This window comes from Microcystis sp. M090S1 (genome assembly GCF_020246295.1).
Lineage (GTDB): Bacteria > Cyanobacteriota > Cyanobacteriia > Cyanobacteriales > Microcystaceae > Microcystis > Microcystis aeruginosa.
Map to the genome: position 1 here is coordinate 1 of NZ_JADBTF010000096.1, position 12,333 is coordinate 12,333.

At 40.9% G+C, this 12,333-nt stretch carries 16 protein-coding genes and 1 pseudogene; 13 read left to right on the top strand and 4 right to left on the bottom strand.

Features of this window, described 5'->3' with window-relative positions; genetic code table 11:
- Positions 1–115: 115 nt before the first annotated feature.
- Positions 116–400 (bottom strand): hypothetical protein, encoded by a 285-nt coding sequence (locus IM477_RS04440; protein WP_103111899.1) that lies wholly within the window; start codon positions 398–400, stop codon positions 116–118.
- Between the two features lie 606 nt (positions 401–1,006).
- Between IM477_RS04440 and IM477_RS04445 the strand changes: the two genes are divergently transcribed.
- From IM477_RS04445 to IM477_RS04460, 4 genes are all read left to right on the top strand, one after another.
- Complete coding sequence (locus IM477_RS04445) at positions 1,007–2,599, top strand: DUF445 domain-containing protein (protein ID WP_190723687.1); 1,593 nt, start codon at positions 1,007–1,009, stop codon at positions 2,597–2,599.
- Positions 2,600–2,706: 107 nt separating this feature from the next.
- Entirely contained in the window at positions 2,707–3,345 is a 639-nt protein-coding gene (locus tag IM477_RS04450; RefSeq protein WP_287730685.1) for a DUF2834 domain-containing protein, read from the top strand.
- A gap of 156 nt (positions 3,346–3,501) precedes the next feature.
- On the top strand, positions 3,502–3,795 hold the full coding sequence (locus tag IM477_RS04455) for a hypothetical protein (RefSeq protein ID WP_149985702.1): 294 nt from the start codon (positions 3,502–3,504) through the stop codon (positions 3,793–3,795).
- Positions 3,796–3,797: 2 nt separating this feature from the next.
- Positions 3,798–4,316, top strand: a complete 519-nt coding sequence (locus IM477_RS04460) for a low molecular weight protein-tyrosine-phosphatase (protein WP_287730693.1) — start codon at positions 3,798–3,800, stop codon at positions 4,314–4,316.
- 14 nt (positions 4,317–4,330) lie between these two features.
- Here the strand turns inward: IM477_RS04460 and IM477_RS04465 are convergent, their stop codons facing one another.
- Positions 4,331–4,987: a response regulator transcription factor gene (locus IM477_RS04465; protein ID WP_002791331.1), complete on the bottom strand. Its 657-nt coding sequence runs from the start codon at positions 4,985–4,987 to the stop codon at positions 4,331–4,333.
- Positions 4,988–5,289: 302 nt separating this feature from the next.
- Here IM477_RS04465 and IM477_RS04470 point away from each other — a divergent pair, with 302 nt between their 5' ends.
- Positions 5,290–6,405 (top strand): branched-chain amino acid ABC transporter permease, encoded by a 1,116-nt coding sequence (locus tag IM477_RS04470; protein ID WP_287730686.1) that lies wholly within the window; start codon positions 5,290–5,292, stop codon positions 6,403–6,405.
- Between the two features lie 232 nt (positions 6,406–6,637).
- A complete protein-coding gene (locus IM477_RS04475; RefSeq protein ID WP_287730687.1) occupies positions 6,638–7,390 on the top strand; it encodes an ABC transporter ATP-binding protein in 753 nt (250 codons plus the stop codon).
- On the opposite strand, the gene hisH is transcribed toward IM477_RS04475, so the two are convergent.
- Together hisH and IM477_RS04485 are read right to left on the bottom strand one after the other, a co-directional pair.
- Entirely contained in the window at positions 7,379–8,017 is a 639-nt protein-coding gene (gene hisH, locus IM477_RS04480; RefSeq protein ID WP_287730688.1) for an imidazole glycerol phosphate synthase subunit HisH, read from the bottom strand. The two genes, IM477_RS04475 and hisH, sit on opposite strands and share 12 nt — an antisense overlap.
- A gap of 109 nt (positions 8,018–8,126) precedes the next feature.
- Complete coding sequence (locus tag IM477_RS04485) at positions 8,127–8,330, bottom strand: transposase (protein ID WP_287730689.1); 204 nt, start codon at positions 8,328–8,330, stop codon at positions 8,127–8,129.
- Between IM477_RS04485 and IM477_RS04490 the strand changes: the two are divergent.
- The 7 genes and pseudogenes from IM477_RS04490 to IM477_RS22915 all read left to right on the top strand — a co-directional run.
- Positions 8,318–8,740 (top strand): annotated as a pseudogene (locus tag IM477_RS04490) (Uma2 family endonuclease); the annotation flags it as partial. The gene IM477_RS04485 and the pseudogene IM477_RS04490 overlap by 13 nt on opposite strands.
- 17 nt (positions 8,741–8,757) lie before the next feature.
- Positions 8,758–9,417: a Uma2 family endonuclease gene (locus IM477_RS04495; RefSeq protein WP_287730690.1), complete on the top strand. Its 660-nt coding sequence runs from the start codon at positions 8,758–8,760 to the stop codon at positions 9,415–9,417.
- A gap of 83 nt (positions 9,418–9,500) precedes the next feature.
- Positions 9,501–10,397 carry an Rpn family recombination-promoting nuclease/putative transposase gene (locus tag IM477_RS04500; RefSeq protein WP_287730694.1) on the top strand — a complete coding sequence of 299 codons (897 nt, stop codon included), beginning with the start codon at positions 9,501–9,503 and terminating at the stop codon, positions 10,395–10,397.
- Positions 10,398–10,764: 367 nt separating this feature from the next.
- A complete protein-coding gene (locus IM477_RS04505; protein WP_002802535.1) occupies positions 10,765–11,157 on the top strand; it encodes a hypothetical protein in 393 nt (130 codons plus the stop codon).
- The gene (locus IM477_RS04510; protein ID WP_287730691.1) at positions 11,154–11,648 is read left to right on the top strand and encodes an HNH endonuclease; all 495 of its coding nucleotides are present in this window, start codon (positions 11,154–11,156) and stop codon (positions 11,646–11,648) included. The genes IM477_RS04505 and IM477_RS04510 overlap by 4 nt, the downstream gene beginning before the upstream one ends.
- A gap of 53 nt (positions 11,649–11,701) precedes the next feature.
- The gene (locus tag IM477_RS04515) at positions 11,702–11,854 is read left to right on the top strand and encodes an anacyclamide/piricyclamide family prenylated cyclic peptide (RefSeq protein ID WP_287730692.1); all 153 of its coding nucleotides are present in this window, start codon (positions 11,702–11,704) and stop codon (positions 11,852–11,854) included.
- 433 nt (positions 11,855–12,287) lie between these two features.
- On the top strand, positions 12,288–12,333 hold a 46-nt coding region (locus IM477_RS22915), incomplete at its 3' end, for a helix-turn-helix domain-containing protein (protein ID WP_353737710.1).

Here is a 12,333-nt window from a genome sequence, read left to right on the forward strand (position 1 = left end):
CTCGCAAAGCTCGTCAGGATTATTATGGCAAAATTACCTTTTCTTTTATTCAGGAGTTTGAGGCTTTCACATAACAGTACTTGTCTTTGTATTGAAAAATGTGTCCGTCAGTCAGCTAACGCGGAGTAACTTCACTCAACGCTTCTTGCAGCACTTCATCACTTACACCATGACGCTTCAAACTAGCAACGAGAGCAGAAATTGTATCTCCCTCTAGACGCTCCAAATCCGCACGCAGCCCTTGTCCAATGTAAGCACGCATCAAAGGTTGATAACCTGAGAAACCAAGTAACGGTGCAACCCGCTTTAAATCTTCAATCACATCTTCGGGAATACGAATCGTGATTGTAGTCATAGGGCGATTTCTCTCCAGTCGTTTTTTTAATGCCTCAACTTTCATAATACCGTCATGGTTGATCGGGTTAATCCTAGATTTCTCGTCATTCCAAACAAAAGTAATGCCACTGAGGACAAAATAGACATCCATACTTGTAGTATAGGCAGGATGTATTTACATTGTCAATACTTTATTAACACACCCTACGAGAGCAGCAATTACTGTAGGTTGGGTTGAGGAACGAAACCCAACTAAGAATAACCGTTGGGGTGGTTGGGTTTCGCTTTTTCAATCGAATTGAGCCATTTTCGACTCCGTATTGTTTCGCTCAACCCAACCTACGAGGCGACTTACCGACTTAAGTAGGTAGGTGTTAAAAGTTCTCAGACACCCCCCTTATCAAGGGTAGATCCCCCCGCCTATCGGCACCCCCCTTATCAAGGGGGGCAGGGGGGATCGAACCTAAAATCCATTTTTAATTTAATTATAACCAGCTACTTAACTACTTAACTGAATCTGCTAGGATGCTATTACAGAATAGAAGACTACATCTATTAATTACTGAGGCAGAACCAAGTTTAACCGCTCTTTTTTAACTACTTCTATCGCTTTGGGTCCCAAAAATTAGGCGTTTCGGTTTACCATGGTCAAAGTGTGCTTTCTAGGCTAATGACTTTGACTAAAAACCCCGTGAGCAGAAACCGTCGTTTTTCCCCGCGCAATCTCTTTGAGACTTGCATGGCCCTATTGGTGTTATGTAATTATATTCTGGTTATTTTCGATTTAACCTATATTCCCCTGCGAGATTTTTGGTTACAGGGACGCTTGCAAATAACCTTATTAAGATTTAATGAACCAATAAAACTCGGGCCGATTGCCTTTCAAGAATTGCAAATACCTCCCGACAAACCCCTAGAAATTCCCTTTGTTAAAGGAATCGCTAAGTATGATGTGGTGAAAGGGATTAAACCCTATCGCAGTACCAGTGAATATTTAGAGACGGTTAATAAACTTAATCAACTGATTAATCAAAAGCTCTTTAACCCAGAGTTTAATCTGCAAGAATATCGCCAAGAGATCGAGAAAATTTTAGACAATTTGCGCCAAAAAAGTGTCAATATGATCGATAATAATCCCTTTGCCTCGGCGGAGAAAACTGGGACTTTAGAGAAGATTAAAAATAAAATGCGCTTGCGGGTTTTTAAAACAGAAAATGTTTCTGCAAAAGCAGCCTTTCAGAAGTTTTGGACTTGGGATTATCTCATTCAAAATGGCTGGGAAAAAGAGTTGAAATTTTTTAATCAAGAAATTCAACCTTTAATAGAAACTAATTATTTTCGTCCCCTGGGAGAAGATGGGAGACCGATAGATAACTTTGAGGCGATCGATTTTTTCTTTGGAACCATCTTTTTCTGGGAATTTATGCTGAGAACTTGGTGGATTGCTCGCACTCATAAAGGTCTGCGTTGGCGCGAGGCTATGTTATGGCGATGGTACGATATTTTTCTGTTTATTCCTATCTGGAGATGGTTGCGATTTATTCCTACTGTTATTCGCCTAGATCAAGTTAAAATTATTAACTTAAGGTTGATTAAAGAACAGGCAGTTAAAGGCTTAGTTGCGCTAATTTCTAAGGATATTACTGAGATAATTGTCCTGAGAATTATTAATAAAATTCAGGAATATATTCGACGGGGACAAGTGGAGAAATTTCTCGATAAATCTCTCAATGGTGGATATAATAATCTCAATGATACTAATGAAATTGTCGAAATTTTTCGGTTATTAGTTAATAGTACCGTTGACAAGGTTTTACCGCAAGTTAAACCGGAAGCAGAAGCTTTAATTAAATACAATATCGAGAAAATTCTCAGTCAAACTCCCGCTTATCAGAGCTTATTGCGATTACCCGGAATGAAAGGGTTAAAAACTGACTTGAGTAATCGTCTATCTAGTCAATTGTATCAATCCTTTGTTAATATAGCGGAAAAGATTACCCAGGAAGACGAAGTTTTTGAGCGTTTATTGCAGCAATTAGTCCAACGTTTCGGGCAATCTCTCGCCGGGGAATTACAATCCCGTCACAGTCTAGAAAGAATCGAGATGTTATTAATTATCTTCCTAGAAGAAGTGAAATTAAACTATGTAGAAGAATTCTCAGATGAAGACTTAGAAACTATCCTCGAACAAACTCGGTTACTCCACTCTCAAAGTGCAGAAACTAACCCAGCAGAAACCATGAATCCCCGTCGTCTTCCCTAAAAATTAGCGATCATTGATTAGGTAATATTGCTTGATCTTTTGATCACTTTTGTACTAAAATTTCTGCTGAAACCCCCATTACTCAATTAACCTAATTATCTACTCCCATGTTAACAAAAATTATTCTCGGGTTACTTTGGTTAGGCTTCGGATTATACGCTTTTTTACTAGCACCCCCCGATCAACCAGATACAGTGAATTTAATTATCGATCTTTCCACTGGGAAATGGCAAGATATCAACCCGTTAATTATTGCTCTTTTTAACCTGATGGGAGTTTGGCCACTTATCTACACTAGCCTTTTAATTATCGATGGTCGTGACCAAAAAATCATCGCTTGGCCCTTTGCTTTTGCCTCCTTTGCTGTGGGTGCTTTCGCTATTTTACCCTATCTAACTCTCCGTCAACCCAACAGCAATTTTACCGGTAAAAAAAATCTGGTCATTAAACTTCTAGACTCACCTTGGTTGGGAGTAATTGCCCTAATTACTGCGGCAATTTTAATCGCTTACGGATTAATTAACGGCAATTGGTCTGATTTTTGGCATCAGTGGCAAACTAGCCGTTTTATTCAGGTTATGAGTTTAGATTTCTGTCTTTTAACCCTATTATGTCCAATTTTGCTGCAAGATGATCTAACCCGACGGGGATTAAAAAATCCTTTCCTGTTGCCGGTAATTTCCCTATTGCCTCTAATCGGTCCGGCAATTTATTTAATTATTCGTCCTCGCTTAGGGGAGAATTAAGGGTAAATTGCCTTCTTGGGGAAACTCGGCCTAGTTATCAGTTGTTTTTTAACTATTTCTTGACGAGAGAAGTTCATATTTAACAGAAATTATGCTGAGGTTCCCCTAAAATACGAGTCAAGAGATTAATGTCCAGATTAGAAGGAGTGTTTAACCTTGTTAGAGAGTCAAAAACCACCTCGGATTTACTGCTTTCAAGCTGATTATATTGCCTCCCAACAATTTAACCCCCAAGAGATTCCCGCTTGGTTATCCTTAGAGGTAAACTGGCAGGGTTATAGAATTCACACCCTACCCTGGGTAGCAGACGTAGCTAGGGTATTAGGATTATTAGCGATCGAAGATACCCCCCAAGGGTGGCAAGATTATTTAGAAAGCTTGGGATTAGCCAAAATTAGGTTAATGGACAGTGAGGAGTTTTTTGAGGATAAATCTTTATCGGGATGTTAAAAATGCCCTATAATTGGCAATTTAGTGATGATTCTACCGGTCAATTTATGCCCTATAAACTACTCTTCGTCTGTTTAGGAAATATCTGTCGTTCTCCCGCTGCCGAGAATATCATGACTTATCTGATTGAACAAGAAGGATTAAGCAATAAAATCCTCTGTGATTCTGCGGGGACTGCCGGTTATCATATCGGTTCTCCTCCCGATTCTCGCATGAATACGGCGGCCAAAAAACGCGGTATTCCTCTGCAAGGGACAGCTAGACAATTTACCCGCGAGGATTTCGAGAATTTTGATCTAATCTTAGCCATGGATAAAGCCAATTATCAAGATATTTTATCCCTAGATCGGACAGGAAAATATCAAGAAAAGGTCAAGTTAATGTGTGACTATGCCCGTTATCACCCAGAAAAAGAAGTTCCCGATCCCTACTACGGTGGTCGTGAAGGTTTTGACCGCGTAATCGAGCTACTTTTAGACTCCTGTGGCAGTCTTTTGGAGGACGTAAAAAACAAAATTTAAGTTTTTTCTTCCAGCTAATCGATTAATCTATGTTCGAGGGAAAAACGAACCAATTCGGCCCGATTGTTAGTAGTTGTTTTCCTGAGTAAACTGCTAACATATTTCTCGATCGTGCGAGAACTAAGATGCAGTTTTTGCCCAATTTCAATATTAGAAAGTCCCCGGGCTAAATGTTCTAACACTTCCCGCTCGCGATTCGTTAACTTAAAATCGTCCTGTAAAGAAGAAGTTAAAACATCCCTAGTTTTGGGGCTTTCTTCCGGTTTTAATTTCTGATATTGACGTTCACTTTGCACCATTTGCGCTCGCTCTAAAAGATTGCGAATAACTGCTTTTAATTCCTCCATCTCAAAAGGTTTAGGAAGATAGATATCACAACCCACTTGATAACCGCGAATTCTTTCCTCTGTTGACCCTCTTTCGGTTAAAAAAATTACTGGTAATAACCTAAATTCTGGCTGTTGCCGCACCTTAGTCACCAAAGAATAGCCGTCTAAACGCGGCATTTTGATATCCGATACCAAAAGATGGGGATGATAGGTATCCAATAAATTCAAAGCTTCCAAACCATTACTCGCCGCCACCACACTATAACCTGCTAATTCTAAATAGTCTTTGACCGCTAGGCGGATACCGGGGTCATCATCGGCAATTAGAATCAAAAGAGGCATAGAAATTAACAGGACAAGGTTTTTTCAGTATTGATAGCCTAGCACCCTCCGCTCGTCACAATTGTCCATCAAGCTACAGAGGCCGTTGTAACTGATATTATACTAGCAGTTAGCAATCAGCTTTTTCAGTGATCAGTCATCAGTAATCAGTAATCAGATGTGAGTTTTCAGCTTTTTTCTCCTCCTCTCCCCACTCCCCCACTCCCCCATCTCCCCACTCCCCCACTCCCCCATCTCCCCCCGCAACGCCCACGAAGTGGTCTCCCCCACTTCCCCAACCCCTTTTTTACTTTTTACTTAAGATGACAGATTATTTAGTTTCCCTGACAATTTGGGCGGGTATTTACGCGATTTTTGCCCTCGGTTTAAATCTACAATGGGGATTTACTGGCTTAATTAACTTTGGTCACGTTGCTTTTGCCACTTTAGGGGCTTATGCAACGGTTTTATTGACTTTACAGGGTGTACCGATGATTTTTGCCGCCATTGTCGGGGCGATCCTAGGGGCATTGTTGGGATTGGCGATCGGTTTTTCCACCCTGAGATTAAGAGCCGATTATCTAGCAATTGTCACCATCGGGGTGTCTGAGTTAATTCGTTTGCTGGTGCTTAACGAGGATTGGTTAACGAAAGGTAGTTTCGGACTACAACGTTATCCCCTACCTTTGGATATAAATCCCAGTTTTCCCGTCAAATTATTAATTATTGCCCTGTTTACCCTGCTTGCTATCTTTGCTCTCTGGCAATTGGGGCGCAATCTGCAACGACAATGGCGCGAAGCGGGGCAAATTAGCGGTAAAAGCTATCAACCGACGCAAAAGAGAGCTTTAATCTTTTGGGGGTTGTTAGGGGCGATAATCCTGCTTTTTCTGTATATAAACGGTGTAATTGCCTTGAATGACTATAATTACAAAGCGGGGCTGATGGTGGTAGTTTTAGTCCTCCTCGCTCTCGTTTATACTGGTTTAGAATTACTTTTGCGATCGCCTTGGGGACGCATCCTCAAAGCTATCCGGGAAGATGAAGAAATTCCCCGGGCTTTAGGAAAAAATGTCTTTTGGTATAAGTTACAATCTTTGATGTTGGGCGGTGCGATCGCTGGTTTAGCTGGGGCTTTTTTAGCATGGCAATTAACCACTATTTACCCGACTAATTTTGAACCATTATTGACTTTTAACGCTTGGATTATTATCATTCTCGGTGGCTCTGGTAGCAATGCCGGCACCTTACTAGGAGCAGTAATTTTCTGGGCTTACGATTCCCTGACTCGCTTTATTCTGCCCCAATTAGATATTTTTAATGATAGCCAATTAGGGGCTTTACGGATTATGATTATCGGTCTGCTGCTCATGGTTTTAATGATCTGGCGACCCCAGGGTATCCTCGGCAAAAAAGAGGAGTTAACTTTGGGAAGATAATTTCAGTTATCAGTTATCAGTTATCAGTTATCAGTATTAAATAGCAGTTTTCTAAGGAATTAAGCAAAATTAATTACACATTTAAATAACCCTATTGCAAGAGTGCCTATTGCAAGAGTGCCTATTGCCTGTCTCAACTAAGAAATTTATTTCCCACGACTACTTACTGTCTTTTCACTGATTACTGATTACTGTTTACTGTTTACTGATAACTGATGTTTACTTGATATTTATGTTACTTTCTGCCAAAGGATTATCGAAAAGTTTTGGGGGCATTCGCGCCGTCAATAATGCTTATTTGGATGTGCCGCAGGGCAGCATCACCGGGTTAATCGGTCCAAATGGAGCCGGCAAAACCACACTTTTTAACCTTTTATCTAATTTTATTCGCCCAGATAAAGGGGAAGTTTTTCTTGATGGTCAGCCCATTCATCAGCTGCCTCCCTATCAAATTGCCCTGAAAGGATGTGTGAGAACTTTTCAAGTAGCAAGGGTATTATCCAGATTAACGGTGTTAGAAAATATGCTCTTAGCTAGTCCGGGGCAAACGGGAGAAAATTTTCTCAAAGTCTGGTTTCAGGGGGCAAAAATTCGCCAACAGGAACAGGAAAATCGTGCCAAAGCTTTGGACATATTAGATTCGATTGGTCTAGGGGAGAAAGCGCAGGATTATGCGGGAGCTTTATCGGGAGGACAGCGTAAATTATTAGAGATTGGCCGAGCGCTAATGACCAAGCCAAAATTAATTTTATTAGATGAACCAGCCGCCGGAGTTAACCCAACTTTAATCGCTCAAATCAGCGACCATATTATCGAATGGAATCGTCAGGGAATTACCTTTTTAATTATCGAGCATAATATGGATGTGATTATGTCCCTTTGTCACCACGTTTGGGTATTAGCAGAAGGGACAAATTTAGCCGATGGTATTCCCAGCGAAATCCAAAAAAACGAGCGGGTTTTAAAGGCTTATTTAGGAGACTAAAGCTAATTTTTGCACCTGTTCAACAAAGTTAGCCAGAATTTTTAAGCCATTAGTCGAGGATTTTTCCGGGTGAAACTGCACCGCTACCAAACGCTCACGAGCGATCGCTGCCGTCACCGTTTGACTGCCGTGGGTGACGGTGGCAGCAGTTACATGACTATCAAGGGGATCGACATAATAGGAATGGACAAAATAGACGTGAGGGTGCGGGGGTAATCCCTGCCAAAGAGCATGATCCGGCTGGGTGAAGTCTAATTGATTCCAACCCATGTGGGGAATGGTAATGCCAGGTTCCGAGCGAAAACGGCGCACTGTCCCCGGAATAATCCCTAAACCCGCCTCTTGACCCTCCTCTGATGAGTCAAAGAGAATTTGTAAACCGAGACAGATACCGAGAAAGGGTTTACCATTAGCGATCGCCGCTTTGATCGGTTTTTCTAGATGACGGCTGCGAATTTGCCGGACAGCAGGATCAAAAGAACCGACTCCGGGTAAGACAATAGCGTCAGCTTTTTCGAGATCGAGGGGAGAATCGGTAATTTTCGGCACTGCACCCACGGTTTCCAGTCCTTTACAGGCAGAGTGCAGATTTCCCATGTCATAATCGATGACAGCGATTAAGGTCATTGCTATATACTGAGCAAGCGATAACCCTATTTTAGAGCAATCACGCCGCTAAATTTAAGTCTTGACTCAAAAATGAAACGCACGACGGGGGAAGCCGAAGGCGGGGGGATCACATCGCCTTGTACCAGTTGAGAAAGTGCATAATTTTGGGTAAATCTTCTGGTTGGGCAGGTTCGATCAGATAATGGAGATGATTAGACATGATACAGAGAGCATAAAGCTTAAACTGGTGTTTGTCTAAAGCCTTCTTGATGGCATAAAGAAATACCTCCCGGCATTCCCGCTTGGATAGTTTGAACTCATCGAGAATCAAATTTGAACGCCGATTTGGTTATTTGGAATCGTCAAACAAAACTCGGTAAAGTCTTTAGTTCTTCCACTATATTTACCTTACCCAAGAGGGGTAAACGTTCCCCTGATGTTGCTTGGATTGCTAATGAACGCTGGGAAGCTTTACCCCGAGAAGAACAAGAAAAATTTGCAACAATTTGTCCTGATTTTGTGATAGAATTAAGGTCGCGCACTGATTCTTTAAGTCAACTCCAAGCAAAAATGCAGGAATATCTCGTCAGTGGCTTAAGACTCGGTTGGTTAATTGATCCCATTAGTCAACAGGTAGCCATCTATCGCCAAAATCAGGAAGTAGAAATCGTCTCATTACCAACCACCTTATCTGGGGAGAGCGTTTTACCGAGATTTACTTTAGAATTACCCATTTTTTGACGACAGGAAATACCAAGATGATAGCAACTACAACGATGTCTCCTCAATTAACCATTCCACGCCTAGAAAATGGGGACAAGCTCACTCGTCGTGAATTTGAGCGTAGATATAATGCCATGCCAAATCTGAAAAAAGCAGAACTCATTGAAGGAATTGTTTATATTATGGCTTCTCCCCTCAGAATTAAGAACCATGGTGAACCCCATGCTGATATTATAGGTTGGCTAAGTGTGTATAAAGCCTTTACCCCCAATCTGCAATTAGGGGATAATTGTACGGTTCGTCTTGATGCGGACAATGAACCTCAACCCGATGCACTATTAAGAATTAAAAATGGTGGACAATCAACGATTAGTGAGGATGGTTATGTCGAAGGTGCGCCAGAGTTAATCGTCGAAATTGCAGCGAGTACCGTCTCCCTTGACTTACATCAAAAACTTAAGGTTTATCGCCGTAACCAAGTGCAAGAATATCTAGTCTGGCGAGTTGACGATGGAGAATTTGATTGGTTTAGATTAACCAATGAAGAATATATTAAACTTGAACCGAAATCAGAAGGGATAATTTGTTCTCAGATATTCCCTGGATTATGGTTAGATAGAGATGCTTTACTAGCCGGTGACTTAGCCAAGGTTTTAGAGGTTTTGCAATTGGGAATGGCAAGGATAAAAAATTAATCTAGTTAGAGTAATCTAAATTTAACAAAAACTTCACACAAATTCATAAAAAAACTATTGACTTGACGACCAAAGAAGGAGTAATGAAAACCGATAAAATCTTTTATACCCTATTTCAAGTCTTTCCCGAACTTCTCTTTGAACTGCTGGGGGAATCTCCGAATCTAGCGCAAAATTATCAATTCAAGTCAATCGAAATCAAAGAATTGGCTTTCCGACTCGATGGGGTATTTATTCCCGATGCTGACCACCCGGATTATCCGCTTTACTTTGTCGAAGTTCAATTTCAAAAAGACGAGGATTTTTATTGGCGATTTATGACTCAGATATTCCTGTATCTCAAGCAGTATAAGCCGGAACGCGCCTGCTGTCCCGTGATTCTGTGGGGAAAGCGCCGCTTGGACATTGGGTTTCCCATCGCTTACCAAAATTTGCTAAACTTAGAGCGGATCCAACGAATATATCTCGATGAAATCGAGGCTGAATCTCCTCCCTCTCTGGGGATAAGTATCCTCCAGTTTATCCTCATCAGTGGGAAAAAAGCACCCGAACAGGTTCAATCCTTGATTGAGCAAACCCGCCAACAGATTATTGACCCTAACACTCAACGAAATGTTATCGAGTTAATCGAGAAGATTATTATCTACAAATTTCCTCAGAAAAGTCGCCAGGAGTTAGAAGCCATGTTTAATCTCACTGAATGGAAACAAACCAAGTTTTATCAAGAAGCTAAAGAAGAAGGAAAACTTGAAGGAAAACTTGAAGGAAAACTTGAAGGAAAACTTGAAGGAAAACTTGAAGGTAAACTTGAAGGAAAACTTGAAGGTAAACTTGAAGGTAAACTTGAAGGTAAACTTGAAGGGAAATTGGAAACAATTCCTCTTCTGGTTAGGTTGGGACTTAACGAAGAACAAATTGCGCGGGAATTAAATCTAAAAGTTGAGATTGTTCATCAATTTATTGCCAATCAGAACAATTAAAACTTTTTAGCTAATTTACCAATGCAATAATCACCAAGTCCTTGACAAAAGTGATCATTTGTGATTAACCAAAGCCATCGAATCAATCTTAATCCCTTGGGAGATTGCTTCGGGGAGGGATTACTTTTCTTCAAGAGGGGGAGCAGGGGAGAGGGGTAGCAGGGAAGCAGAGGTTGTTTCTCTTCTCGGTTCCCCTTTTCCTTGATTCACGAGTGCTAGAAGACTTAGGTTCAGGGAGATGAACCCGTGCCAATAGCTTACTTCCCCAGGGTTATCGGATAGCGGTATTCTTCTCCTTGGGTTTGTACCTTTGACAGAATTAGATGAGCTATGATTAAAGTAAGATTTACTTATTCATACATCACAAATGACTCAAATTACTATTAATTTACCAGTCAGTTTACTTGAATCAGCCCAATGTTTAGGAAAGGCTACAGAACGAGAGTTATCCGAGGTTTTAATTGATACCTTAGAAATCATTTTGCCTACCTTTAATAATCTCTCAGCTGTGGGCAATCATCTTGAAGTTTCCCATCTTTTAGATTCCGAAGTTATTGAATTAGCTAATTCAAAAATGGATGCTGTTCAGAATCAACGCTTGGGAGAGTTACAAGCTAAGGGAAAAAATACGGGCTTAACCGAAGCCGAAGGCTATGAATTATTAGTTTTAATCTCAATTTACCAAATGGGACAATTAAGAAAGTCAATAGCCTTAGCTGAAGCCGTTAAACGAGGTTTGAGAGAGCCTTTAATACCATGAGTTTTCTCACAGAAACCTTACGCCAAAAAGTTAAACAACGGGCAGGAAATCGCTGTGAATATTGCCTAAGTCACCAGGATTATATTATGGGGAGATTACAAATTGATCATATCCAACCTTTAGCTAAAGGTGGTGCTAATACAGAAGATAATTTATGTTTAGCTTGTGAATTATGTAATCAATATAAATGGACTCAAACTGAAGCTATTGATCCCAAATCTGAGGTGTTGGTTTCCTTATTTAATCCTCGCCTTCAAAAATGGCAAGAACATTTTACTTGGACTCAAGAAGGAACGGAAATTATGGGAGTAACGGCTTGTGGTCGAGCAACAATTGTAGCTTTAAGATTAAATAGTAATCTGGCTGTTATTGTGCGTAAAAATTGGGTTAAAGCTGGTTTGCATCCACCTAATTTGCAGACGGAATCTCACCTTAAAATATTCCTTAGCTTAACAAAAACTTCACAAAACTTCACCGAAAAAAACTCTTGACTCGGGAAAAAAGAAATGGTAAATTTGACTCAATAAAATTATGGATATACCCCATGAAAACCAAAAAACTGACCCCTCGTAACGCTGCTCCTGTCCAACGGGAAAATACCGCTACCGTCTCTCGTGATGGCAATGCGATCACCCCCTCTAGTCAATGGGGATGGAGAGGGTTAAGTGATCCTTTTGCGGGAGACGACGCAGAGTAATCCCCCCGATTCTAGCAGGAACCTCAAAAAATGTCAAAAGTCTTTTTCTCCTTGCCAGGTCCCACGGTTTGCCTCAATGAATTGACGTACAACCGTAGTTAATTCGGGGTTTGAACAAAACGGGACTTAGATTTTTTGGGGTGGGTAGTTGGAGTCTTATTCGAGAGTTGAACCCCAGCCAACAGCTTACTACCCCAGTGTGATCGGGTTGGGGTCTTCTTCTCCTTCGGTTTGTACCTTTGGCAAAAGCCTTTATATTTCTTGGCACATTCTTCTAAGCTGTTCCCTAATTGTAGAAAAGCGGGATGCCATTGAGTTAAGCCATCATCCGTTAAGCGTTCATCGAAAATTTGGGTCTGAAACCCCGTCGTTCTACGACGGCTTTACTGTTAAATATTAGCACATTTACGAAATATATGCTAAAATGTGAGGTATGGAAAAAGCCTATTCGTTTCGATTTTACCCCACACCAACACAAG